Source organism: Arthrobacter sp. NPDC058097 (assembly GCF_042884885.1).
In the GTDB taxonomy this organism is placed as follows: Bacteria; Actinomycetota; Actinomycetes; order Actinomycetales; family Micrococcaceae; genus Arthrobacter.
Genome location: NZ_JBHVSZ010000011.1, coordinates 113,687 through 138,948, shown reverse-complemented (window position 1 = coordinate 138,948; position 25,262 = coordinate 113,687). Strand labels below are relative to the sequence as shown.

The 25,262-nt window shown below is 64.8% G+C and carries 15 protein-coding genes and 2 pseudogenes; 5 read left to right on the top strand and 12 right to left on the bottom strand.

The window, feature by feature from the left end; all coding sequences use genetic code 11:
* Window positions 1-347 precede the first annotated feature (347 nt).
* A pseudogene (locus ACFVTE_RS18795) lies at window positions 348-1,646 on the top strand (IS110 family transposase); the annotation flags it as partial.
* Between the two features lie 35 nt (window positions 1,647-1,681).
* Here the strand turns inward: ACFVTE_RS18795 and ACFVTE_RS18790 are convergent.
* Window positions 1,682-1,762: a hypothetical protein gene (locus ACFVTE_RS18790; RefSeq protein WP_387103087.1), complete on the bottom strand. Its 81-nt coding sequence runs from the start codon at window positions 1,760-1,762 to the stop codon at window positions 1,682-1,684.
* A 1,096-nt stretch (window positions 1,763-2,858) separates the two neighbouring features.
* Between ACFVTE_RS18790 and ACFVTE_RS18785 the strand changes: the two genes are divergently transcribed.
* On the top strand, window positions 2,859-3,062 hold the full coding sequence (locus tag ACFVTE_RS18785) for a hypothetical protein (RefSeq protein ID WP_387102945.1): 204 nt from the start codon (window positions 2,859-2,861) through the stop codon (window positions 3,060-3,062).
* 456 nt (window positions 3,063-3,518) lie between these two features.
* Window positions 3,519-5,009, top strand: coding sequence for a hypothetical protein (locus tag ACFVTE_RS18780; protein ID WP_387102943.1), 1,491 nt, complete (start codon window positions 3,519-3,521; stop codon window positions 5,007-5,009).
* A gap of 88 nt (window positions 5,010-5,097) precedes the next feature.
* Here ACFVTE_RS18780 and ACFVTE_RS18775 read toward each other — a convergent pair whose 3' ends face one another.
* From ACFVTE_RS18775 to ACFVTE_RS18765, 3 genes are all read right to left on the bottom strand, one after another.
* Window positions 5,098-5,550, bottom strand: coding sequence for a hypothetical protein (locus ACFVTE_RS18775; RefSeq protein ID WP_387102941.1), 453 nt, complete (start codon window positions 5,548-5,550; stop codon window positions 5,098-5,100).
* Window positions 5,551-6,398: 848 nt separating this feature from the next.
* A complete protein-coding gene (locus tag ACFVTE_RS18770) occupies window positions 6,399-7,316 on the bottom strand; it encodes a hypothetical protein (RefSeq protein ID WP_387102939.1) in 918 nt (305 codons plus the stop codon).
* Between the two features lie 49 nt (window positions 7,317-7,365).
* On the bottom strand, window positions 7,366-9,093 hold the full coding sequence (locus ACFVTE_RS18765) for a hypothetical protein (protein ID WP_387102937.1): 1,728 nt from the start codon (window positions 9,091-9,093) through the stop codon (window positions 7,366-7,368).
* Between the two features lie 550 nt (window positions 9,094-9,643).
* On the opposite strand from ACFVTE_RS18765, the pseudogene ACFVTE_RS18760 reads away from it, so the two are divergent.
* Window positions 9,644-10,955: pseudogene (locus ACFVTE_RS18760) on the top strand (ISL3 family transposase).
* A 308-nt stretch (window positions 10,956-11,263) separates the two neighbouring features.
* Here ACFVTE_RS18760 and ACFVTE_RS18755 read toward each other — a convergent pair.
* A complete protein-coding gene (locus ACFVTE_RS18755) occupies window positions 11,264-14,164 on the bottom strand; it encodes an alkaline phosphatase family protein (protein ID WP_387102935.1) in 2,901 nt (966 codons plus the stop codon).
* Window positions 14,165-14,412: 248 nt separating this feature from the next.
* Between ACFVTE_RS18755 and ACFVTE_RS18750 the strand changes: the two genes are divergently transcribed.
* A complete protein-coding gene (locus tag ACFVTE_RS18750; protein WP_387102933.1) occupies window positions 14,413-14,616 on the top strand; it encodes a cold-shock protein in 204 nt (67 codons plus the stop codon).
* A gap of 660 nt (window positions 14,617-15,276) precedes the next feature.
* Here the strand turns inward: ACFVTE_RS18750 and ACFVTE_RS18745 are convergent.
* The 7 genes from ACFVTE_RS18745 to ACFVTE_RS18715 are packed head-to-tail and all read right to left on the bottom strand — an operon-like array spanning window position 15,277 to window position 25,117.
* Entirely contained in the window at window positions 15,277-16,164 is an 888-nt protein-coding gene (locus tag ACFVTE_RS18745) for a lytic transglycosylase domain-containing protein (RefSeq protein ID WP_387102931.1), read from the bottom strand.
* 3 nt (window positions 16,165-16,167) lie between these two features.
* On the bottom strand, window positions 16,168-17,106 hold the full coding sequence (pstB, locus tag ACFVTE_RS18740) for a phosphate ABC transporter ATP-binding protein PstB (protein ID WP_387102929.1): 939 nt from the start codon (window positions 17,104-17,106) through the stop codon (window positions 16,168-16,170).
* Window positions 17,107-17,120: 14 nt separating this feature from the next.
* Window positions 17,121-18,110, bottom strand: coding sequence for a sortase (locus ACFVTE_RS18735; protein WP_387102928.1), 990 nt, complete (start codon window positions 18,108-18,110; stop codon window positions 17,121-17,123).
* A complete protein-coding gene (locus ACFVTE_RS18730; RefSeq protein WP_387102926.1) occupies window positions 18,107-19,900 on the bottom strand; it encodes a substrate-binding domain-containing protein in 1,794 nt (597 codons plus the stop codon). The genes ACFVTE_RS18735 and ACFVTE_RS18730 overlap by 4 nt, the downstream gene beginning before the upstream one ends.
* Window positions 19,897-21,237: a PstA family ABC transporter permease gene (locus ACFVTE_RS18725; RefSeq protein WP_387102924.1), complete on the bottom strand. Its 1,341-nt coding sequence runs from the start codon at window positions 21,235-21,237 to the stop codon at window positions 19,897-19,899. The genes ACFVTE_RS18730 and ACFVTE_RS18725 overlap by 4 nt, the downstream gene beginning before the upstream one ends.
* 2 nt (window positions 21,238-21,239) lie before the next feature.
* Window positions 21,240-22,259 carry a phosphate ABC transporter permease subunit PstC gene (gene pstC, locus ACFVTE_RS18720; RefSeq protein ID WP_387102922.1) on the bottom strand — a complete coding sequence of 340 codons (1,020 nt, stop codon included), beginning with the start codon at window positions 22,257-22,259 and terminating at the stop codon, window positions 21,240-21,242.
* A complete protein-coding gene (locus ACFVTE_RS18715) occupies window positions 22,256-25,117 on the bottom strand; it encodes a hypothetical protein (protein WP_387102921.1) in 2,862 nt (953 codons plus the stop codon). The genes pstC and ACFVTE_RS18715 overlap by 4 nt, the downstream gene beginning before the upstream one ends.
* Window positions 25,118-25,262: the final 145 nt, after the last annotated feature.

Genomic DNA, 25,262 nt, shown 5'->3' with positions numbered 1-25,262 from the left:
ACCTGGTTGTCAACGCAATGAAACGTCGCCCGGAATAGGGCGGCTGCCCAGCTAAGAATCTATTCAAATGAGGATGCGGCGAATCAACATGGACTAGCCTTGCAAAATGGATCGGCTCCCGCCAAATTTCAGCGCTTACAACGCAGTATCAAGCCGGCTCACCTGGTTGTCAACGCAATGAAACGTCGCCCGGAATAGGGCGGCTGCCCAGCTAAGAATCTATTCAAATGAGGATGCGGCGAATCAACATGGACTAGCGGTCCAGCGTCGCTGTCGCGCCGTGGTGGGAGAAAGTATGCGGTTGCCTCGCCCCTGGCTCTGGCCGGGGATGAGGTTTCGGGCAGATCATGGAGGTGTCTGCTGCGGTGGACGCCGTTAAGTCTGTGGTGCCGTGGTTGAGCCTGTGGACTAGCGTGGCGCGGAGGGCTTCCACGGGAACCGTGGATTGTTGCCTTTGGAGCACGAGTGTTAGATTCCTCTGTTTTCCCTGTCCTCCCCTCGGCAGACGCCTATATAACGCGGTCGAGGTGTCAGGAGGAACGGCCATGAATATCGTGCACGAGCGGGCCGCGGGAATGGATATTTCCAAACGTGACGCGAAGGTGTGTCTCCGATTGCCCGGGCAGCGGGCCGGAACCTATACGTCCACGGTCACAACGTGGGGCGCGACCACAGGCCAGATCCTTGCCCTGCGGGACTTCCTGGAACGCGAGCACGTCACCACGGTCGTCATGGAAGCCACGAGCGATTACTGGAAACCCTTCTTCTATCTCCTCGAAGAAACGCTGCCGGTGATCCTGGTCAACGCCAAGGCCGCAAGGAACATCCCGGGCCGCAAAACCGATGTTTCCGATGCGGCCTGGCTCGCTCAGCTGGGCGCGCATGGGCTGCTTCGGGCCTCATTCGTTCCGCCCGAACCGATCCGCGAACTGCGGGACCTGACCAGGGCCCGGGCCATTGCCATCCGTGACCGGACCCGCGAGATCCAGCGCCTGGAGAAGTTCCTGGAAGGCTCAGGGATCAAGCTCTCCTCCGTGGTGTCGGACCTTACCGGTGTTTCATCCCGCACGATGCTCGAGGCTCTCGTCAGCGGTGAACGCGACCCGGAGGTCCTCGCCGGCCTCGCCAAAGGCACCCTCCGCTCAAGAATCCCCGAGCTCGTGGAGGCCCTCACCGGCCGCTTCAAAAGCCACCACGCGTTCATGGCCCGGTTGCATCTGGATCAGATCGATGCCCAGTCCCGCATCATCGACGCGCTCACCGGACGGATCGACGAAGCGATGGAGCCCTTTCGTGCCGCCAGGGATTTCCTGGCCACCATCCCGGGAGTCTCACTCAAAGTCGCTGACGTGATCATTGCCGAAACCGGCGCGGACATGTCCCGCTTCGAAACACCCGGCCGGCTCGCGTCCTGGACCGGTGTCTGCCCCGGCGCCAACGAATCCGCCGGACGGATCAAGTCAGCCCACTTTTTGCCCGGCAACAAATACCTCAAAGGCGCCCTGGGCATCGCGGCCCTCTCCGCTTCCCGGAGCAAGGACACTTACCTGGCCGCAAAATACTGGCGCGTCGCTGCCCGCCGCGGACCCATGAAAGCCACGGTCGCCCTGGAACACTCCATCATCACCGCCGCCTGGCACATGCTCGCCGACGGTGAATGCTATGCCGACCCCGGCGCCGATCACTTCACACGTCTGGACCCGACCAAAGCCAAGAACAACGCCATAAAAAAACTCAACAGCCTAGGCTTCAACGTCACCATCACCCCGGCCACCGCAGCCTGACGAACCTTACTTTCGTATTAGACCTAGCCACTTGTGCCGTGAAGGGTTCCCAGGCCGGGATCACAGGGACTTAACCTCGCTCAGGGCGGAACATGAGGTACGCCAGCCGGATTGTGTTCCCTGCAAGGGCGGCGGCAGCGACGCCCCAAAAAATCACGGCCTGTATCGCACTGCTTTCGTTGTAGGGATCAAGCCTTAAGGTCGCACGGAGAACGTCTGCGTTGCGCCCCGCTAGCCACAAGGCGGGCTCTACGGCCAACCAGGCTGCTACTGCAGCAGCCATACTCCAGCCAAGAAGATGGAGGACCGCGAGCCAACCATCCCGAAACAAGCTCCTTCGGCCGGCGCGCTTAGCGGGCCCGTTCCGGTCTCGTCGGCGCCGGTATGTTGGAGGGTCGTAACTGCGGTCCTCTCCTGACGCGGCAGATTCAGGCCGCTCTGGAGGTAGCCCAACAAGCTGCTCTCGTAGCCGGGCCAGCGTTCGCGCATTGTGCTCGCGGACGATTCCTGCGAGGCCGCCAGCGAGATCGGTAAATGCGATCAGCGGGGACACACGTACATTGCCAGCTGGCGCTATCCAGACCAGCTGACCCAACGCGGTTACGTCCACAACACTCTCGCGGGAGATCTTCCTATCGCGGAACAGACCTTTTATGTGGACTTGAGTAGATGTGACACGGACCCCGAGCCTCCAGTTTCGCCAGCTAAACCAGAGCACAACCAAGCCGATGCAACTCCAGAAGACCAACTCCTCGGACACGGCGCCGGATGGTGTCGACAAGGGAACCAAATCCTCGGAAATCACAACGCCGAGGGACACCAGAAAAAGGGCAAACATGGCAACGCGGGAGACAAACAGCTGATGAAAGCTGGCTTCATCTCCCAAGACCGCGTTCCCTTCCGACCGCCACTACCTGCGCTTATCGAGCCTAGCGGCAGCTCCAATGATTCCAGGTTCCAACGGTTCACTCGCCGGATACGAAACCAAACATGGACCAGACCTAACGAACTGTGCCGTGAAGTGTTCCCCGGCTGACTCTCATGAAGTATTGAAGCCGCCGTTAGGCTGATGGCATGAACGCGAGTGGGCCGAGCGCCAGGGACAAGAAGCGACAGGTACTTGTGCGCGTCATAGTCATTTTCATCGCCGGAATCGTTTGCAGTGTTGTGGCCTCCAAGCTGATACCCCAGATCGAATGGGTGGCGTTCCTCCCGATGGTGTTAGCCGCCGGGATTATCGTCCCGAGCGTACTCGCGTTGATGAGAAGGGATGAGTAACCGCCTCGTCTTGAAATTGGCCCAGGATGGTGTCCGCCACGCCCCGGTTGTGGAGGTTTCGCAAGAGGGACGGCACTACCGCCCGTTGGGAGCAGCAACAAGATCAGGTGAGCGTCGCTCAGGGCACGTCGGCCGACGCCCTGACTGTCCACGACATCGGGACCGACGACGGAGCTGGGGGCCGCTGGTGTGGGGGGACACCAGACGGCTGTCCGCCGCCGGCCGCCTCCAAGTTTACTCCTCGGTAATCGCATCACTCGCGGGCAAATGCCTCACAGCAGGCCGGCCAGGGCTGTTTGCCAAGGCCACAGTGCCTCAAAACCTCTTTGTAGCTAAACGCTAGAGTTTTGAGCCCCAGCGGCCCATAAGAGGTTGCTCACTCGTATGCCTACCGCCCCTACAACGAGGTTGCGTCTGACAGCCGGCTGGACAGCTCGATCTGTAAGACTGTGACCCATGATGCAGACGGTGCACTGGACCTCCCACAACGGGATTACCTCATTCTGGTTGGACCGGGACGGCCTCTGCACTGGCACGTTGATATTCGGTGTCGGAATGCGCGATGAACCGCCCACACTTGCCGGGATCACGCACCTGATTGAGCACGTGCTTTTGCGGCTTGTGCAGCCCGTAACGGTCGTGCACGGCGGTACTGTGACCACCGACTCGCTCCAGTTCTACGCCTTGGGCAAACCGGATGATGTTGCGGGGTTCCTGAATGCGATCGCGGCCGCGGTATCAGCATTTCAAGAGCTAACTGATGAAGTTATCGCCTTTGAAAAGTCCGTCCTTGAGGCCGAGGACCCGCACAAGTTCAGCAATGTCTCCAGCGGCCTGCTGACCTACCGGTACGGAACGAGCGGCGTGGGCGCTGCGCACTTCGGGGCACCGGCCACGAGCGGTCTGATCACAGCTGAACTTATCGACTGGGCCTGCCGGTGGCTCACCGCCGGAAATGCCGCCCTCACATTCACCGGCCCTGTGCCCTCCGCCCTGGACATCCGTCTGCCCGCTGGTGAGCCCGTCTGTCATCACCAGGGTCCACCGCTCATCATGGCTCAGACTCTGATCAAGTCCCGGAAGCAGGGCGTCGCGTTCTCTCTCCTGGTGCCGTCCCAGGACGCCGGTCTGCTTTGTGAAGCACTGCGATATGAGCTGCTGACCCGGCTCCGACATGGCGCCGGGATTATCTATTCTGTCGAGAACTTCACCACCGCGATCGACAACGGCCAGAGCCAACTCGACCTCGTTCTCGATCCGGTCCGGCACAACACCATCCCGACGCTCAAGCAAGGCGTCAACACTCTGCGCGGGCTTGTTGATGCCGGGTTCAGTGAGGACGCCGTCCAGTCAGCCCGGCACGCCGTGACAGCCGAGTTCGGATGCGACGACTACGTCCCCCAGGACTACCTGGATCAACTGGCGATTGACGCCCTGCTCGGACGAAGCAGCCGGGACCGGCAAGCAATCCTCGACCGGGCGACAGACATCACCTCCGCTGAACTCACAAAGATTCTGAGAAACAGTATCGGCTCGCTGATCGTCGCGGTCGATAAGTCGGTGAAGCTCTCCAAGGCCGACGCGGGAAGCCTGGGGCTCGCGACGGATCGCTATGAACTCTGGCAACGGACCAAGGAACCGAAAAGTCTGCAGCCGCCAACAGAGGGCCGCCCTGGGCAAACCACGTGGCGCCATAAGTCCTCCCCCACCACGTTGGTACTCACACCAACACACCTTATGAGTCAGACATCCCGTAAAACGAAGACGATCTCCCTGGCCGACGTGGCCGTCGTCGGTGACCGCAGCTGCGGCTGCCTCTCACTCATGGACCAACGAGGCAGAAGCATCGACCTCAACATGGATGAATGGAAAGCCGGCAAGAAGCTCAGGAAGCAACTGCTCGAAGCATTTCCGCGCGAAGTCATCCGCCCTTTTCCCGAAGAATAAATACTCAATGCGGAAGTATGTGCCACATGACGTTCCGTTTGAACGACTAGGACCAGTCCGCTGATCCATCACTCTGACGCTGGTGTTCCTAGTCAGCCCAGCGTTCCCAGTAGTCATCGACAGCCTGTAAGAATCGGCGTGGACGGATTCGAACTCCGACGATGGGAAGGCTTTGCGGCCTGCCAAGGAAACCGGAAGCGTTGTTACCGGCAACGAGGCTGACCGTTAACAGCAATCCAAGGGCGAGCACGGGTGCGAAGGTCAGTAGCGCAAGGACCAGGCCGTAGCTACGCCCCGGTGCTTCCCGCCGCCGAGTCTGTAGCCGGAATCCGCCAAGCTGGGTTCCCAAAGTTGTTCCGCGAGCGTATAGCGCCCAGTTAGCTATCAGAGCTACAAGCACCACCGTGAGGGCAATCGGGCCTTGGTGGACCGGCACGAGATAGAACGCTGAAACCGCCGGCCCCCACACCAGAAGCGAATCCACGATGAGCGCGAACAACAGGGACGGCCAGTCCACAATCACAGGCTCAGGGATTTCCACCAAGCGATTCTGTCATGCGGCATTGCTGTCACCGCCGATAGACGGACGGAGGGCAGTTGTCTCAATACCTCTGTGGCTCAAAACGCTAGGGATTTGAGACGAGTCAGCTCTTCCCTGAGGGCGGTGGTGACTCCACTGGTGAGGTCGCTAGGCGCGGAGGCCAGGTGATGTTGATGTGTCCGGAGTGGTCCGGCGATAGCCGGATCAGGTCGTGGTAGACAGAGCAGACCACGAACCGTGGGGGACGTTGTGATGGGACCGGTCAGATTTATTGATCCGTTTGAAGTTGAGAAACCGGGTACGGTACCGCCTGTCCCAAAGGCAGGGCCGGTCCCTGGTCCTGCCGCCGGACCACGGGCGGCTCTTCTCTTTTCTTCGCAGGGCCATGAGCGCGAAGTGCAACAACTTATTCACGACGTTTCCGTTCTGGCGGCCGGGCAGCAGCACCGCGGGTAGGTAGAGACCGGGCTGTTGGGTTCGAAGTGCGATGGATGATCCCCGGACCTGGGTCTTCAGGCGAAGCAATCCGGCGCGCGAAGCGAGAAGGACTGAACGACGGTTGGGCCTCTCGCAGGAGGGGCGGCACTACCGCGCAACCGGCGTTGGCAACAAATCAGACCAGGTAGAAGCTTGAACGGCACCCGCAGCTACCGCGTGGGCCCGACGGCAAATGCGTCTTGGTGAAAGGCTGAAACGACGGCGGCCCGATCGTCGTTGCCGTGTCCGGCGTCAAGGGCAGGGCGGAAAAGGTTCTCAGGGTCAGGAAGGCCGCCACCCATCAGGTGAATCTGGGTGAATTTGGTGAATTTGGTGAAGTTCGGTGAAGTTCGGTGACTTTGCCTCGAGCCTCACTCCGCCATATTTTCCACGGCGATTACGCCTCCTGGCACCAGGTGGAGGATGGCGGCGCCTGGCGGGGCGGTGTCGATGGCTTCCTGGACGTGCACCGAGAACATGGCGACTGACGCCGCCGTCAGGGACCAGTCTGGCCACATCGAGTGCCACGCCTCGTCGTCGATGGTGATGGCGTCTTCGATCTCGGTGAGGGACTGGGCGAAGCGATACTCCCGCACGTTCTCCGTGCCGTCGTAGACATCTAGCAAGACGGTCGCGTCCGGTCCCGGACTGCCGACGCGGATGGAACCGACGTCACCGAGCCCCACCATGAGTTCCACGGCGAATCCACTGATCTCAGCATCCTGGTCATCGAACTTGGGAACGGCGGACCTGATGTACTCGAGCGCGGCCAGGTCCTCAGCGTTGGGTTCGGTGCGGGTGATGGACAGTGTTTCCACCACGTAGCCCAGGTCTGCCTTGCTGATGGTGCAGGTGTCGGTGTTGACGGTGAGGGTGCCCGTACAGGAGGGGTCCTCCCGGTTGGTCAGTGCCACGGTCAGCCCGCCAGCTTCCTCTACGACCGGCATGTTGTAGTCGACCTGCCAGCTGTCATGTTCCCGGCCTAGGAACGTCGAGCGATGCGGCAGTACGAGCGACCATGGAGAGTGCCCTGGCGGCGTCCTCCCACTGCGAGGAGCCTCCTCGACTTCGCCTGATTCGAACTCGACGCGCGTGCCCCAGGGCGCCATGAGATCGCGGGTGCCGTCTACGAGCGTGACGTCCCAGAAACCCTCCGGGAAGTATCGGAAGGAGCCGGCTTGGCCGTCCGTGCCTGTCGCCTTGTCGAACCGCGTGGCGAAGTCGCCAGCGAGAAATCCCGGTTCGGCGTGGATCAGGAGGCCGATGAGCTGCTGATGGTTCGGTGTCATTGAGTGCGTGGTGGTTGGAGCGTAGCAAAATAGGCGGATGTGCTCGCGATTAGGACTGAACGCGTTTTAGCGCAGAGGTCCGCCACGCGCCGATGTACCCATCCTTGCTGCCGCGCACCTGGACTTGGATAGCTTGGCCCCGGTCAAGGGCTCCGAGCCGGTAGGTGATTGCGGTTGCGCCCCTGATTGCCTGGTTGTTCCGGTACCACTGATAGCGAAGCTGTGTTCCGGGAGTCCATGCCCCGGCATGGGCCGTTAGGATCTGCCCCGCTTTCGGGATTCCCGTTATGGAGGGTGTAGGGGCAGTCAGGGTTCCGGAGCTGATGAGGTGGTGGGCGCCGGTCCTGGTGACCGTGGTGTAAAAGCTCTGCATGCCGGTGACTCTCACCTGAACGACTGCGTTACGATCCCTTGCCGCCACGGTGTAGGTGGAGCGTGTGGCACCCTGAATGGCTTGGCCGTTACGGAGCCACTGGTAGCTGAATTTTGTGCCTGCGGTCCACCCGGGAGTGGACGCGCGCAGGGTCACTCCGACGCGGGCGCTTCCTGAGACAAGCGGCTCTGCGGAGTTCAGTTTCACCAGCGGGATCTTCACCGGTGAGGCCTTGGCTTCGTTGGAGATGTAGCCCGGGCTGTCCGTTCGAACCACTGCCTGGATGGTTGCCCCGGCGTCGGTCACCTTGAGGATGTACGCGGCTGTGGTCGCCCCGGGCACAGGCTGCCCGTTGCGCAGCCACGCGTAGGTTACTTTCCCGCCGGGCCAGGGATTGTTAGCGGTCAGCCGGTAGCCGGGTTGGAGGCGCGGCTGCAGTTCTGCCACCGTGTTCACGAGGGTGTCGCCCTGGATGTAGCCGCTGCGCCGGTCCCCCGGGAGGGGTGCCGGAGCGACGGTGATTACCGGGGAAGCGCCCCTTGCCCGGACGCCGGCCTCAATGAACTGGAATCTCTGCCCCACATCCGTGGGTTTCGGATACCAGGAATCGGGGGCAGCTTCCGGCGTTGACGGGAAACCGCCGTCAGACCGCAGTCGGTACCAGCCGGACTTCGTGCTCTGATCCGGGGCGGTCCGGGCAACCCGGACGGGGGCCTCACTGTAGGGTCTTGCTTCCCCCACGGTCACGTCGTTGAATCCGCCGGCGCCTTCAACGGCGCGGACCAGTTGTGAGGACCGCTCGTGGACGGTGCCGTCCGGCCACGTCCCGGTGACGACGACCCGGGAGACGCTGCCTGCCGCCGGAATGTATTCTCTCCGGTCAGCCACCTGGGTCCCGTCTTCCAGGAGCCAGCGGTAGCTAAGGACCGCTCCCGCACCCCAGGACGGGAAACGGACCTCGGCCGGGACACCTGCCTTGAACGCCCACGGCACCTGCGGCATCGGGGCAGCATGGGTCGGATGGCCCACCCGGGTTTCCCACCCTGCCGGGCGGCTCACCGACAAGTAGGGCTGGGCGATGGTCCGCGAATACAGCGGCTGCTGGATTCCGCTGGGGAAGCGCGGAACCTTTTCCATCACCGGGGTGACATAGGTGACGCGCTGCAGCCCCTCAGGCAACGCCCCTTCCGTCGTGGGAATAGTCACGGTGTAAGTCGTGGACCCACCACTAGGTGCCCCGGCTTCGATGCCGGCCTTATTGACGCTGACTCTCGTGATGATGCCCTGGTCGTTTTCAAACGTGAGATGCGTGTAGGCCAGGACGGCCTGCTGCTCCCCCTCGCATCGAATCCTAAGCTGCATCCGCAAAGCGTCGCCGGCAATGACGGTTCCCTGCAAAGCCAAGGACTCGAGGGTGCCCACGGTCCCCGATGATTCTGCTCCGCAAGGGTAGGACGAGACCGCAATGGCAGGAGATGCCACCAATGCCCCTGAAAGGAGCACGGTTGCGGCAAGACCTGCAGAGATGACAGCGCGTACTGCACGGCCCACGAAATTCCCCCCATATGTCTAACGATTCACCAGAGTATATAGGCAGGCCTGGTGCTGGATGAGCAACCGACCTGGTCGCCGTCCGGGCGCCTGGTCGTTCACGCCTGAGCGTCCGGACTGTCTCTCCCGCTGCCCGCAGCCAGGGCCAACCCTGATGGGTTGCCCACTGCTACTCCTGGTGAGGGAGCTTTCCTGATTGCTCCCGATTTCCAGGCGTGGATAACCCGGATTGACCCCAACTGTGGACAGCCCGGGTGGTCACCTCGAGCTTGGCTGACAACGCCGGGTTTAGGGGCTCATCGCATTTGAGGGTGTAGCGGGAGTTGGCGCGTCGGTGGCCGGATAGAGGTCGAGGTCTTCCGATGATGGAAGTTCCTACACTGCCCATCCGGAAGACCTCGACGTGTCCCACGCTACCTTCCTGCCTCCTGACCTGACTACGTTCTGCCGGCTCGATGAGCTTGGGCTCGAAGCTGCCGGGCAGCGTCTCGCCCCTGGCCGTGCGGTGTTGGAATGCCGTGCCGTTGATCCGGATGACTGGTGCCGTTCGTGTGGTGGCCAGGGCGTCGCCCGCGGCACGGTCACACGTCCGCTCGGGCACGAACCGCTGGGATGGCGCCCGACCACGCTGCTGGTGAGGGTCCGCCGCTACAAGTGCACCGGGTGCGGTCGGGTGTGGCGACAGGACATCTCCAAAGCAGCGCAGCCCCGGGCGAAGATCTCCCGCCGCGGGCTGCGCTGGGCGCTGGAGGGCATCGTGTGCCAGCACCTCACCGTCGCCCGCGTCGCCGAAGGCCTGGGCGTGTCCTGGCATACCGCGAACAGCGCGGTCCTTGCCGAAGGCAAGCGGGTGTTGATCGCGGACCCGGCCGGTATAACGGGGTGGCCGTGATCGGCGTTGATGAGCATGTGTGGCGGCACACCCGGCGTGGGGACAAGTACGTCACCGTGATCATCGACCTCACCCCGGTCCGCGACAGGACCGGCCCTGCACGGTTGCTGGACATGATCGAGGGCCGCTGGAAACAGGTCTTCAAAACTTGGCTCGCCGAGCGGCCGAAGGCCTGGCGGGACGGGATCGAGGTCGTGGCGATGGATGGGTTCACCGGGTTCAAGACCGCGGCCGCCGAAGAGCTCCCGGACGCGGTCGAGGTCATGGACCCATTTCATGTCGTCCGGCTTGCCGGCGACGCCCTGGACAGATGCCGTCAACGCGTTCAGCAGCAGACCATTGGTCACCGCGGACGATCCGGGGACCCGCTCTACGCCGCCCGCCGGACCCTGCACACCGGCCACGATCTGCTCACCGACAAGCAGAAGGACAGGCTGGAGGCCCTGTTCGCCGCGGACGACCACGCCGAAGTCGAAGCGACCTGGGGGGGATCTACCAGCGCGTCATCGCCGCCTACCGCGAACCCGACGGCACCCGAGGCAAACAGCATATGCAAGCACTGATCGGCGCAATCAGCACCGGCGTTCCCGCGGCGCTCACCGACGTCATCACGCTCGGCCGGATAATGAAACGCCGGGCAGGGGACGTGCTCGCATACTTCGACCGGCCCGGCACCAGCCATGGGCCCACGGAGGCACTCAACGGCAGGCTCGAACACCTCCGCGGCTCCGCCCTCGGCTTCCGGAACCTTGCCAACTACATCGCCCGATCACTGCTCGAAGCCGGCGGATTCAGGCCCCGATTACACCCTCAAATGCGATGAGCCATTTAAGGGAGCAGCGGTGAGCCCGGGTAACGGCCGCAGTCCCGCCACACTTGCGTAAATATGTAGCGCTTTGGGCAGCACAAACCAAAGCATTCAAGAGAATCCCAAAACTTGAAATTCTTTATTATGCCTTGGCCTACCTCACCTTCTTAATGCCCGGCCGGCACCAGTGCCCGGGTGCCAGTATTTTTCCTTCGGGTAAACAGCTCAAAGCCGCAAATGGGCTCCCGGCCGATAAAGGCCGGGAGCCCATTGATTGCGGCTACTGCCCGGAGCTGTCAGCGACTGGTTCCGGTCAGGGTTGGTTAGTCGTCCTCGTGGTTGGTTGATCCGGCGGGGATGCCGGGCACGTTGTCCGGCCCGTAGACCTTGTCATCGCCCGGGTAGGGGGTTGCCCATTTGTGGGTCTGGTACCAGGTCCAGCGGTTGAACAGGTTGGGGTCTGCGTAGTCTTCTTTCGCACCGTTGCCTGTCAGGTGCTGTTTCTCGGACCAGTTCTCCCACTTTTCGGCGGTTACCTTCATGGGTGCCGGGACAGCGACGGCTTTGGCTGCGGCGTCGTTTACCGCTGCGGCGGCCGCTCCGGTCTGGCCCAGGGTATCGGGTCCGCAGGCGGGGGCGGTCTTGACGCCTTCGGTGAGCGGGACCTGGTTCGGGACCGATACGTACGGCGTCAGGTCCGCCTTGTTGGTGAAGGCGTCGAACATGGGGGTGGCGGCGGCGACCTTCTGGTTCAGCGGCTGGGCCCCGAGGATCTGCTCGATGGTGCGAACCATGTTGATCTGCGAGTAGAAGGTGCTGACCGTCTTGCCGTGCACCGCGTAGGGGCTGATGACTTGGACCGGGGCGCGGTGTCCGTCGACATGGTCGGTGCCGTTCTGGCTGTCGTCCTCGGCGATGAAGATCGCGGAGTCCTTCCAGTACTTGGAGTGCGAGATCTCGTCGATGATCTTGCCCACGGCGAGGTCGTTGTCCGCGACCTGGGCCTCGGGGTCGGCGGTGCCGCCGGTGTGGTCGCTGGAGAGCCACGTCATCTGGAAGTTCTTCGGACCGTTCTTCTCAAAGTCCTGCTTCCAGGTCTCATAGCGGTAGATGTCCGGCACCGAGGTATCGAAAGGCGCCGCGTTCGGGTCAGTGATGTCGTTCAGTGACGGGATGGCCGAACTGGCGTGCATCTGCAGCTCCGGGGTGAAGAGCTGGGCCGGGTCGCCGCCGGCCATGGTGCTGGTGGCGGCGCAGTAGTACTGCTGCCAGGTCGCACCTGCCGGCTTGCCCTCTTCGGAGTCGAACTCGCCGTAGTTCCTGGCCGTCTTCCCTGCGGCCTGGATGGCGGTCCAGAGGAACCCGGAGCGCTGGTGGCCCAGGACGTCATCTTCGGTGTCGTAGGACCGCTTGTACTCACCGGCGCTGGTTTCGGTGTAGGCGGGGTTGTCGCCCTGCATCATCCAGTTGTGGCCCTCGGCGGAGTTGGTGCCGATGTCGTAGGTGTTGTCGTACAGGCCGAACTGGGTGGCGAGGGCGTGCTGGTTCGGGGTGATCTTCGCGCCGAACTGGGTCAGCGACGCGTCGCCGTTGCCCTGTTTCATGTCGCCGTAGACCTGGTCGTAGGTGCGGTTTTCCTTCACGATCAGGAACACGTGCTTGATGGTTGACGGCTCCCCGATCCGTTTGGGGACGGCGACGGCGGGAATGTTGGCGGCCGCTGCGGCCGTCGCTTCCTTGACGGAGCTGCCGTCCCAGCCGTTCTGCTCGAACACGGTCTCGGTCGACTGCTGGATCTGCTCATCGCCGGGCAAGGTGAATTTGGTGAGCGAGGCCGTCGTCGAGTGGGTGCCGTGGCCGGTCGCAGTCGTCGTGTTCGGGCCCTCGCTGATGGTCACTCCCGGGCCGCGTGCGTCGATGCCTCGGACGTTGGTGACCACAATTTGGCCGTTCACGGCGGTGACGTTGCCCGGGTAGTAGTCTGTCGGCAGCAGGCCAATGTAGCTGGCCGGGTCCTTCGGGTCCTTCTTGTTGACCTTGTAGACCGCGACCGCGTTCGCGCGGCCCAGGGAAACCAGCAGGTGGTCGCCCTGCATGGTGATGGCGGTCGGCTCATAGCCGACCTGGGCGGAAGCCCACGGCTGGGTGGCGATGGTCTGCAGGACCTTGTTGCTCGCCGTGTCCACCACTGAAACGGTGTCGCTGTTGGTGTTCGCCACGTACAGGGTGGAGCCGTCCAGGAACATTGCTGTCGGGTGCAGCTGAACATTGATCGAGGAGACCGGCGCCGCGGCGTTGGCCGTGTCGATGATGCTGAGCGTGCCGGTCGTTGAGGTACCGAGCTTGGTGTCCGCCGGGACGTCCGTGCCGTAGGAGTTCATGGTCGCCTCACCCGCGACAGCCTGGCGGCCGCCCTCGTTGGAGACGTACAGCTTGGTGTTGACGAGCTTGAGCTGGCGCGGGGCGATACCGGTGCTAAAGGTCTGCTTGATGGTTCCGGCGGCCGGGTCGATCGCGACCACGGTGTTTTGGCCGTTCACGGCGGCGTACAGCGTCGAGCCGTCGGGAGAGAAGGCCATGCCGGCGGTCAGCGCCTGCTTGGTCCCCGCGGTGGGTATGCTGATCTTCGTCCCGGCCCCGAGCGAGCCGTCCGCGTTGAAGGGGTAACGGATGATGCCGGTGGCGACCGGCTCGAAGAGGAACTTCCCGTCCGGTGAAAAGACCGGGCCTTCCTGGCCCACCGAGCCATCCGTGATGCGCTGGTACGCCATGTTCGCGTAACCCGCGTTGCCGGCCGCTGTTGCAAAAGCGGCGGCTGCTTGGGTGCCTGCCGCAGCCACGGGCTTATAGGTGGTGAGGTCGAAGACCTGCAGGTCGACCGAGCGGTCCGCGCTGGTCCCGACGAGGTAACGGCCGTCGGGACTGACGGTCGAGCCCATGATTTTGCCGAAGGGGGTCATCAGGCGGTCGCCGATGGGCTTGATCATCTGGTTCGAGGAGACCTGCTCCCCGCTTTCGTTTTGCGAGCCAACCTGCTGCTGGCCGAAGGGGATGGTGGAGGCGGCGGCGATGCCGGCGCCTCCCAGAACGGCGAGGGTACAGCTGGCGGCAACGATCGCGAGCGGCTTGTGGCCTCGGATGTAGCGTGGCAGCTGCCGCAGGCCGGAGGTGCGGGATTGTTGGTCGCTGGGGGATGCACTGACGGGTTTGGAAGGTCTTTTCACGTGAGCGAACCTACGGAGCCGAGCTTAAATCGAGGTGACCGTCTTGGTTACTTCAGGCAACGATTTGTCTTCCAACTTGCACCTAGGGCCCTGCCCGCAGAGGCCCCTGACCCCCGTCATCCCGTGTTCACGAAGTCGCCCCCGGGAGTTAACTACCGATTAGTAACAATAGGTTGTGGATGCGGACGATGGTGTCCGCTGTCGCCGGCACTTGTCGGCAGAGCACTTGAAGGCACGAAGGAACAGTCATGGCAACAGGCAGGGTCAAGTGGTTCAACGCTGAAAAGGGCTTCGGTTTCATCACTCCGGACGACGGATCCGGGGATATCTTTGCCCACTACGCGGAGATCGCCGGCGGCGGGTACCGCTCGCTGGAGGAAAACCAGAAAGTCCAATACGAGGTGGGGCGGGGACCCAAGGGCCCTATTGCGCAGAACATTCGCGTGCAGTAACCCATAAGGACTCATTAGGCGCTTCGGCAGCCCACCGTTTAGGTGGCCGGCTCGATGAGCGTGGCCGTTGCTCCGCACGCTGTTCACCCTCATGCCGACGATCCGCGGAGTCACTCGTGGCGGTCCCGGTCACCGCTGCCGGCTGGACGATCATCAAGATCTGGTCCGGCAGGGACAACACCCAGACCAACGCGATCGGCGGCGACGAGGACGCCGCTGTATGAGCAGCGGTCACACACTGCGTCATGTTTCACGCGGCCCCCACGGAGTTCTCTCCCGCCCGATAAAGGCCTTGACGGTACCGTTCGCTAGGGGGCGATCCAGTTCTGATAAATCGAGCCTTCCGCTTTCCCGGCCTGGAGCGTCGGTAGGGGGAAATCGAGCGGCTCAGCCTGGGTGGGCGGCCGGGTAAGCTCTGAGCGCGTCTTCTCTGCTCCAGCTTCTGGTCAGGAAGATGTCGAGAATGAGAGCCGCAGGAAAAGCAGCCCGGAAAGTCCACAGAGGCTGGCGACCGCCAAAAACTAACGCCATTACTCCTTCGAGCGGGGTGGCAAGCGGGTCTTGGCTGCCAACACTGACAGCGAGGACGCCGCCAGTTGTTGCCCTCACTTCGTCCAGCCCTCGCGTCTGGACTGTGGGCGGCTTGGGCAGCAGCGACCTCTACCCTCCGGGTTCGGCCAGAGCGGCGTATGCGTTGGCCTGTTGACGAACCGCGGCGACATAGTCCGCGGAATGGTTATAGGACATGATGGCATCGGTCCAGTCCTGGCCGGTACTGAGGTTCCTTCCAGCGGAACATAGGTAAATCGCTGCGCTAAGGGCTGCATCATCAATGTTCGTCGGGTCCGCGATTCCGTCGCCGTTGCCGTCCCGGCCCGCTGTGCGCCAGGTGGACGGAATGAACTGCATGGGGCCCACTGCGTGGTCCCACCGGGTGTCGCCGTCGAGGGCGCCGCCGTCGGTGTCGGGGATTGGCGCGTAACCGTCCCCGTTGAGTTGGGGTCCGATGATGAGCCGGCTCGAGGCGCCGTTTTCCATAACTGAGCCTCCGCCGTGGGTCCCATGGCCGGACTCGATGAGTCCAATGGCCGCAAGCGTGTTCCAACCGATCGTGCACGCAGGCTGGGATGCGTTGGCGGCGGACGCCGCAGCGGCGTAGGCCTGAAGCGCACGGGATGGGATCCCCGTCCGGGCTGCGGTGCTGGCAATCCAGCCGGCGGCAGGCAAGGGGGCGGTTCCCGTCGTCGGGTCTGAAGACAGTGGCTCAACAACGGAGCGCGACGCCGGTTCCGTGCCGTTGGCGTTTTGCCCGCCTTGTGGCGTTGCCCGGTTTGCGGCGCCGCCTGGCTCTGGATGACCGTCCGGCTCTGCATTAATGGGCAGCGCCACGGTGACGCCGGCGGCCACGGCACGGATTCCAACCGACGGGTTCGGCGCGGCGGAGAGCACAGCATCCGGTGCCGGGAGCCGGACGGCCCAGACGAATGCCGCGGCGATGACGAGAATGGCCAGGCTGTTGAGCAGGACCAGGGGTTTTACTCGCGGCATGGACTAGCCGAACCTGCCGTTGACGTAGTCGTTGGTGCGCTGGTCCCTGGGATTGCTGAACATGGCGTCCGTGTCCCCGTGCTCCACGATGACGCCGGGAGTGTTGTGGGCGGCGAGGAAGAAGGCACAGGTGTCCGAGACTCGGGCCGCCTGCTGCATGTTGTGCGTGACAATCACCACTGTCACCTGGCCGCGGAGCGATTCGATGGTTTCCTCAACCCGGCGCGTGGACGTGGGGTCGAGGGCCGAGCAGGGCTCGTCCATCAGCAGGACACGGGGGCTGACTGCGAGGGACCGGGCGATGCATAGCCGTTGCTGCTGGCCGCCGGAGAGCCCGCCACCGGGCTGGTGCAGGCGGTCTTTGACCTCGTCCCAGAGGGAGGCTTTCCGCAGCGAGTCTTCCACCAGGAAGTCCTTTTCGGCGCGGCTGGCTTTCAGTCCTGCGAGCTTCAGGCCGGCGACTGTGTTTTCGTAGATGGACATTGCCGGGAACGGGTTGGCCTTCTGGAAGACCATCCCGATGTTTCGGCGCGCTGCTGTGATCCGCTGCTGGGGGTCGTAGATGTCCTGGCCGTCCAGGAGCACCTCCCCGGCGAGGGAGGCGCTTGGCACCATTTCGTGCATCCGGTTCAGGATGCGCAGGAAGGTGGATTTGCCACACCCGGAGGGACCGATTAGGGCCGTGACGGTGCCGGCGTCCATGGTTAGCGATACGCGGTCGAGGATCTTTCGCTCCCCGAACCAGGCGCTGATGTTCTCCGCTTCGAGGCCTGCCGCGGAGCTGGATGCGGCCAAGCTGAAGTCTTTGGGGTTTACGGCCTCGAAGGTGATCGCGGTGCCGTATTCGTCGTCGGCGTCGAAGACAGCGAGGGGCTTGCCGCCGGCGTGTGTACCGGGCACGGGATCCATGGCTGTGGTTAGCGGTTCGTCCGGGGTGTTCATGACAGGAATATTCCTCATAGCAGGTTGGGCAGCAGATGGTTGATTTGGGTTCCGGCCAGCAGCGCGACCGCACCGAGCACGGGAGCGAACACGAGCCAGGTCTCGCCTTTGCCCCATCTGGTCCAGGACCAGACGGCGGCCAGTGAGGCCAGGATCAGCAGCTGGAGAAGGAGGACGAGCATGAACAGCTCCGAGGTGTCCACGCCCATGGCCTGTTCGGCAGCGGGCAGCGAGCCGGGCAGGATCACGGGTGCCGGCCTGTCGAAGGCTTTGGAGACAAGTTTGGCGTCGACCCGGAGCACGTCGTTGGGCAGGAAGGCTGGCCCGTCGGCGGTGGTCAGGGTCAGCCTGCCTTGCGTTCCGGTCGGCGTGGGCGGGGCAGTGTCGCCGGCCCTGCGTTGTCCGGTCACTTCATAGGTGGCCGTGCCCTGGCCTGTGATGACGGTGAATTTAGCACCCGCCGGAGCGAGGGCCAGATCGCGGAAGACCCCGCCGAAGGCTCCTGACCGGCCCATCAGCACGCTTGTGCCGGGCTGGCCGGGCAGCGGTGTGTCGCGCCGGTGTCCCACGCCTTCCATGGTTTGGGGCGCGGCGGTTCCTTCGACGATGACTTCGCGGATGTTCAGGCCGGGAACGGACAGCAGTGCGACGGGCGTTCCGGGTGCCACGAGATTTCCCTCGTAGTCGGTCTGTCCCAGCGGGGCCGAGCCTTCGCTCAGGGTGAGCCGGAGCTGCTCGTACAGCCGTGTTTGCGCCATGGCGTGCTGCAACGGGGAGACGATGATGATGTTGACCAGTTGCAGGGTGATCACGGCGGCCACCATGGTCAGGGCCATGGACAGCACGAGGGCCAGCGGTTTGGGCGGTACCGCGGCTTTCCGTGGCCGGGACGGTCGGCGGCGCTTGCCTCCATGGCCGCTCCGGGTCCCGGCTGCGCCGTCCTGGGGTGCCGCCGGTAGCCTCGCCGCGGCTTCAGTTGTTTCCGGGCTGGTTACGGCGCTCATGTCCGGGAACCTTGCTTCCCCGGCCTGACAGGGGTGCCCCGGCCGAGCAGGTGGGCGATCAGCGGCGGTGCCAGCACCAGCACCAGCAGGAGCAGCCCGACGACCACGAGCAGGGTCTGCGGCTGGCCCCAGCCGTTGTAGGCGGGCAGGTTGGTGGATACCGGGGCCAGGGCCTGGCCGGCGACGGCGCCTTGCGCCTGGGCGGTAGTCCCGCAGGTGCCGGTGTCGGCGTCGCAGGACGCCCCGGCGCTGCCAGTGCGGGCCGCCGCGGTGTTCCCGTTGGCCGCCGGTGCGGCAGCAGCGGGTGCTGCTGAACCGGCCGGAGCGGTCTTCCCCGAAGCGGTGCCGCCAGCGGCTCCCGTGGCAGCCGCGGGTGCGGCTTTGCCGCCGCCGTTTCCTGTGTTGGAACCGGTGCTCCCTGGGCCCTGGTTCTCGGCGGCGTTGGAGCCGGTCCAGGGCGCCTGGCATGCGGCGTCGCAGGCGGGGTCGAAAGGTGCGCTCCTGACGAGCTGGTTCATCGCCGGTGAGTCGCCGGGCTTGAAGGTGGGGTTGTTGCAGGCCGGGGTGCCACCGGTCCGGACGCTCGTTTTGGTCTGGTTGATCTTGTCCAGGGTGGGCTTGTCCACTCCAGGGATTTTTTGGATCTGGTCCATGGCTGCGAGGACGAGGTTCATCGGCAGCGGCGAGTAGCCGAGCTGGCCCATGGGGCGCTGGCCTTCGCAGAGGGCGTAGTTGGCGAAGTATCCCAGGGTGGCGCCCTGGGCGGCGTTGAGCGCTTCTGTCGTCTGGGTGGGGACGATCATGTAGGAGTAGGCCGACATGGGGTAGGAGCGCGGATCGTGGTAGCCGTAGACCCGTGAAAGGTCCTGGGAGAGATAGTTGGCCGATTTGCTGTCCAGGTTGATTTTCGCCTGGGTCAGGGCGACGGCGACGGCGGATTCTGTGGGCAGGGTGTAGAAGCCGCTGGCGTTTTTGACCTGGGCCGTGGGGAAGTCGATGCCCTTGGCGTAGGAGTATTCGTCGTAGTTGATCGTGTACTGGTTGTTGGCGGTGTAGGTGGTGACGCCCTGGGAACCGTTTTGCGCCACGAAATTCTGCAGCTGGCCATTGCCGATAGGGAAGAACGACGTGGCCGCCCTGGGGTTGCAGCCTGTTTTCTGGCACAGCACGGCATAGTCGGCGGGGAACTGGCGGAGCAGCCAGAGCGTGAACTGGGCGGTGGCGCCGGAACCGTCCGAGCGGACCACCACGTTGACCCGGGCATCCGGCAGCGGAACGCCGGGGTTGTCGGCGCGGATGATGGGTTCATTCCATTTCTGGACCTGGCCGGTGAAGATCTTGGCGATGGCCTGCTGCGAGAGTTTGAGGCTGGTCAGCCGGTTCGGGCCGGTCTTCAGGTTGTACATGAACGCGGTTCCGCCGGCGACGACCGGCAGCATGGCGTATTTGAACGGCGGCAGGCTGTTGTCGCGCGGGTCGGCGGTGTCGCCGGTGTAAGGGATCTCGGAGACGGCAAACTGCTTCATCTTGTCCGCGAATTCCTTGCGTCCGGTTGAGGAGCCCTTGTTTTCGTAGTCGACGGTGACGCCCTGGGAACCCACCCGCGAGACCCAGTCCTGCAGGGCGTTTCCGGCCCAGGACGAGCCTGAACCGCCGATCCGGATGTAGCTTGCGGCCTGCGCCGGGGCGAGCCCTGCAAAGATCAGTGCCAGGGCTGTGAGCGCGCCGGCCACACGAATGGCTGTCCCGGCCAGGGCGGACCTGCCGGTCCGGGTGGGTCTGCGTTTCATGGTTTCTCCTGCCTTTCGGCATCTGCTGCGCTGTCGGGCGCGGTCGGTTCGGCGGAGTGTACGGGTTCTCCGCCGTCGTCTGCCTCGGCCTGGCCGCCGCGGAGGCGGTGGCGTTCGCCCAGCAGCCGCGAGAAGTTCGCTTCGATGCGCGGCAGGTCGCGGCGGGAGGCGGCGGCCATCCGGCGCAGCTGTCCGTCTGTGCTCTTGCCGGCCTCCTGCCCGCCGATCAGGCGGGCGATGATGAACAGCACCAGCACCACCAGGAGCAGGAACGCGGCGGTGGCGAACCCGCGCGCCACCATGCCAGGCACGGGTGAGCGGACCAGGTCCAGGGCCGCCAGGGGCAGCGGGGTCTGCGGGCCGGAGAACGGGTTCAGGTTCATGACGCCCGTGAAGCCGGAGGTCAGCAGCACCGGTGCGGTTTCGCCGATGCCGTGGGCGGTGGCCAGGATGACGCCGGTGGCCAGTCCGGAACGGACCGTGGGCAGGACGATGTGCCACACGACGCTCCACTGTCCGGCACCGAGGGCGAGTCCGGCTTCGCGCAGGTTGCCAGGCACCAGCCGCAGCACCACGTCCGCGGACCGGATCATGATGGGCAGCATGAGCACCGTGATCGCCAGGGAGGCGGCAAACCCGTTCGTTTGGCGGGTGATGGCCATGACCACGGCAGCGTAGATGAACAGTCCGGCCACCACGGACGGCAGGGCCGTCATGGCCTCCACCACGGTCCGTACGATCCGGGCCAGCCGGCCCCCGACTTCGTTGAGGTACACGGCGGTGGTCAGGCCCAGCGGGATGGTGATGACAAGGGCGATGCCGATTTGCTGCAGCGTTCCGACCAGCGCGTGGAGGATGCCGCCCTCGCCGAGGCCGGACAGGGGCCCGGCGCCGGTCATGTCCCTGGTGAAGAAGTTGAGATGGCCCAGGGCCTCCTGGCCCCGGCCGAAGGTGAAGACGACCACCAGGGCCAGGGTTCCCACGACGGCGGCGCCGGCAGCGCAGAACAGGACCGTGACAAAGCCATCCCGGACCACGGGCAGCGGCTCCCTGAGCGCCAGAAGTGCCGTGTACAGCACCACGAACCAGAAGAAGGACACCGCGAACAGCCAACCCGGAGGGATCAGCCCGATGCCCACGGTCAGCAGCAGTCCCATGGCCAGGGCGGCCAGGGCGGATCCCATGAGGGCGAATGTGCGTTCACGGGCCGGCCCGGTCCGGATGCGGAGCTCGTCGGTGGCGACGTCGGCTTTCTCGAGCAGGGGCAGGTGCGTGCGGTCGTCCCCAACGCTGCCGGACGCGGCGGGACGGGCGGTGATTTCGTCGATCAGGGACATGGCTAACCCTCGCTTTCGGCGCCGGAACGCGAGCGGGCGATGATGGCCGACGCCGTGAAGTTGACGACCATGGTGACGACGAACAGGGAGAATCCGGCCGCCATCAGGGCGCTCATGGCGGACTCGTTCGACTCCGAGTACTTCAGGGCGATCATCGCGGCGATGGAGTTCGCGCCCTTTTCCAGGATGTGGAACTTGATCTCGAACACGGGGCTGATGATGAGGTAGATGGCGATGGTCTCCCCCAGGGCCCGGCCCAGGCCCAGCATGGTCCCGCCGATGATCCCGCCCCGGCCGAAGGGCAGTACGACGGACCGGATCATGCCCCAGCGGGTCGCGCCGAGGGCGTAGGCGCCCTCCCGTTCGCCGATGGGTGCGCGCCGGAACGACTCGGTCATGATGGAGGTCTGGATCGGGACGATCATCATGGCCACCACCAGGCCGGCGATGAAGGTCGAGGCGGTGAACGGGACAGTGTCGCGGAGCGGGCTTCCGGGGTCCACGCCGTCGACCTGGAAGATGGGGATCCATCCGAACCAGACGGAAATCCACTTGCTGAAATCGACGATGTTCGGCTGCAGCAGGTAGGCGCCCCACAGGCCGAAAACCACCGAGGGGACGGCGGCGAGCAGGTCGATCAGGGAGGTCAGGGAGCGCTGGAGTGGGCCGCGGGCGACCTCGGTGATGAACAGGGACGTTCCCAGGGAGAGCGGCATGGCCACGAGCAGGGCCACCACGGCGATCTGGACGGTGCCCCACAGCACGGCGGCAATGCCGAAGTCATTGCTTTCCGGTGCCCAGTTCTGGGTGGTCAGGAACTTCCAGAGCCCCACCTCGTTGATGGCATGGATGCCGTTGCTGGCCAGGAAAATGCCCACCATGGCCATGACGGCCAGCACCACCACGCCGCCGGCGCGGGTGATGCTCCGGAACACGTAGTCCCTCGGTTCGAAGCGGTATTTCAGCGTCCGGGGTTCCGCCGTCTGGCGGTCGTCGGAGTAGTCGGGCAAGTAGGTGCTCATCGGCGTTTTCCTCGGGACAGAATCAGTGATGCAATGGCGGCCGCCGCGGCGAGACCGAAACCGGTCAGCAGCAGGTACTGGGGCCATGCGCTGCCCGTCGCCGCCGTCTGGCCCCCGGCCACGGGAACGATCTCCTGGACGGGCCCCGCCCCTGCCCGGGGCGCCTTGCCGGCCGGGGCAGCAGCCGTTCCGGAGTCAGTGGAGGGGTTGGCCGCGCCGGATACCGGTGCGCTGTTTTCGCTTCCGAGTGCGGCAATGTGTTCGGGCACGTTGGCCATCGTGGACGGGAGAACGCGGGCCAGCGGTGAGCCGGGCTTGGTCCCCGCCAGCGGCCCGCTCCCCTGCTTGGAGATGGAGCGGAGGGTTCCCACGGCAGCTGCCGTCTGCGCCTTGAGCGTCGCGGTCAGCGGCGCGTATCCCGGGGGCAGGGTTCCGGTACGGAACCCCTGTTCCTGCCCTGCGGTTCCGATGTAGTCGAAGAGCCGGGCGTAGGTGCCGGCGTCGGCAGCCGTCACGGCCGCAGTATTGACGACCCCGTAAACAGGAACAGTCAGCGGATAGGCCCCGGCGGCATAGTCGGGGGTGCTGTCGGGGCCGACGACGCCGGAAGTTCCGGTGGGTTCAAAGGACGCCGCGGCTGCCTGAAGGCTCGCGTTGTTGGCCGCGACGCAGGCACTTCCGTCCGAACTGCACAACTGGGCGGTCGGCAGCTGGAACCTCGCGGCTGAGGCCGCGTCGGTGATGGAGATGACGCTGCGGCTGCCGAAGCCCTGCCGGGGAACGGATTTGAAGGCCGGCGGGCTGCAGTCCGCGCACCAGTCGGTCACCGACGCCGGCTGCGCGCGGACGGTGTTTTGGGCGGCCGTGGCCATGTCCGGGACCCGGGCGAACTGGTCTCCGACGGTCAGCGCAGGCTGGTCCACGGTCTTGCCGTCGGCGAGCATCACGGCCGGTTTCTCAGCCCAGTAGGCCTGCGGGTAGGGTGCGCTGTCGGACGGATAGACCGGCGCCGCATAGGTGAACGAAGCGGGGGTCTTGGTCTCGGCGATCTTCTGTTTCGCTGCCGCGTCCAGTTCGGCCGCACGGTCTTCGCAGGAGTCGTAGGTCCGCATGGAGTAGAACGGGTTGATCACCATGCCCTCGGGGTCGGGGCAGCCCTGCAGGAACGCCCGCGCGCTCTGGTTGTGGAGCAGCCAGTCCCAGACCGCGGCGGCGGCGTCGGAGCGGAGGCCCTCGACGACGGGCGGGGCCAGGTTCCCTGCGCTGCCGAGCCCCGTCGGGTTCAGTTTGAGGAACTCCGGGTCCTGCTGCAGGCTGTAGGTCATGGGCCGGCCGTAGCGCGTATTGCCTGGCTTGGCGAACGGCGCGTCAGAAGCCGAGGCCGGCGCCGTGTGCAGCGCATAGCTTTGGGTCAGCAACTTGGCCACGAGCCGTGCATTGAGCCGGAGGTTGCGCACCAGCGATCCGTTCCTGGCTTTGTCGGCCTCGAAATCCGCCTCGCTGGCGTAGCCGCAGTCGGCCGCCGAATAGGCGGTGTAGCGGCGGGTGCAGACGTTGTCGATGGTCATGGCCACCACCACGCCGCTCACGGCAGCCGGGGCGTAGATCATGTCCTTTTTGCCGGCCAGCGGGCGGGTAGTGAAGGCCAGGGATCTGCCGCCGGTGAGCTGCGAGCGGGCCTGCAGGTCGGACATCGGCGAGAACCCGAGGGTGAAGCGCTGCTGGTCGCAGATGCCGGGGATCCATGACTTCATGGCTGATGCCAGCGATTCGGAGCCGAAACTGAGCGTGGCTGCCTGGTCCGACGGGCACACGGCCGCCAGGTCCTGGAAGTACAGGGGAACCTGAACCCGGGTGGCCCACAGGCTCGGCGTCAGCGGTCCGGCGTTGAGGATGCTGTCGATCACCTCCGTCCGCGGCACCGCGACGAGCCAGCACTTTCTGACGCTGGGCGCATCGGGCCGGAAACCGCAGCCCAGGCCTGAGGCTTCCGCGCCGGTCTGGATTTCGAAGGTGCGCGACCCCGCGGCCGCCACCTTGTCCGAGCCGGTGTCGGCGGAGATGAAGTTGGACTGCTCGTTGGTGGAGGTCCGGCTGAAGTACGGGTTGTGGTATTCGCTGAGGTTGAAACCGTCCGTGATGCGCGTCGTCTGCCCGTCAATGGCCCGGAACGGAGCCGGAAGGTTCATCGACGGCGACTGCCGGTCAGCCTCTTCCCAGTCGCCCCCGCGGACCAGAGGGTCGTTGAGGAGGGCGCGCTGGTGGGCCGGGTTGGAGATGTCCCCGTCGGACCCGGTGGCGCCGAACTGGCAGGTGGCGGGGTCCGGCGAGGCCGCGTCCGGATCGGGTTTGCCGTCCGGTCCCGGCGCACCCCAGCACTGGAACACCTGGAGATATGTCGAGGTCTTGCCGTTGCTTCCGGCCACGGCCTTGGCCCCCGAGAAGGACACTGTCACAGCCTGGTTCTGCAGATTCCGTGTCTGCGACACGGTCACAGCCAGGCCGCCCAATCCGTTGCCGGCCCCGAACGTTGCCGCCGCTTCGCTGCGCAGCCGCGCACCGACGTCGGCATAGGTCTTCGATGCCGTGTGGGGCAGCTGCTGCTCCGCGTCGCGGGGCACCACCGTCCCTGCCGGGTTGCCGCTGTTGTCCCAGTTGACCGTCACCGCAGAATCGCTGGCCATGCTGCCCTGGGCGCCCCAGTCCGAGCCCGGCACGGCGTCCGCCGCAGCACCCTGTCCCGGGAACAGCAGCGTTGCGGCCGTCAGGAGGACGGCCAGCACCGCCGCCGGCACCCGCGGCCCCTTGAGGATGTCGCAGCCGGCGGCGGTGCGCGCGCGAAAACGGAGGAATGTCATGGGGAGTTTGTGTCTTTCAGTACAGCCAAGGTGCTGGCGGAGTCAAAGGCGGGGCCGCTGGTTCACTGGATGCCCCGCGGGGCCACGCACCGCATGCCGCGGTTCACGTGCAATCGCCAGTGCCCCCCGTAAGCCAGCGGCCCCC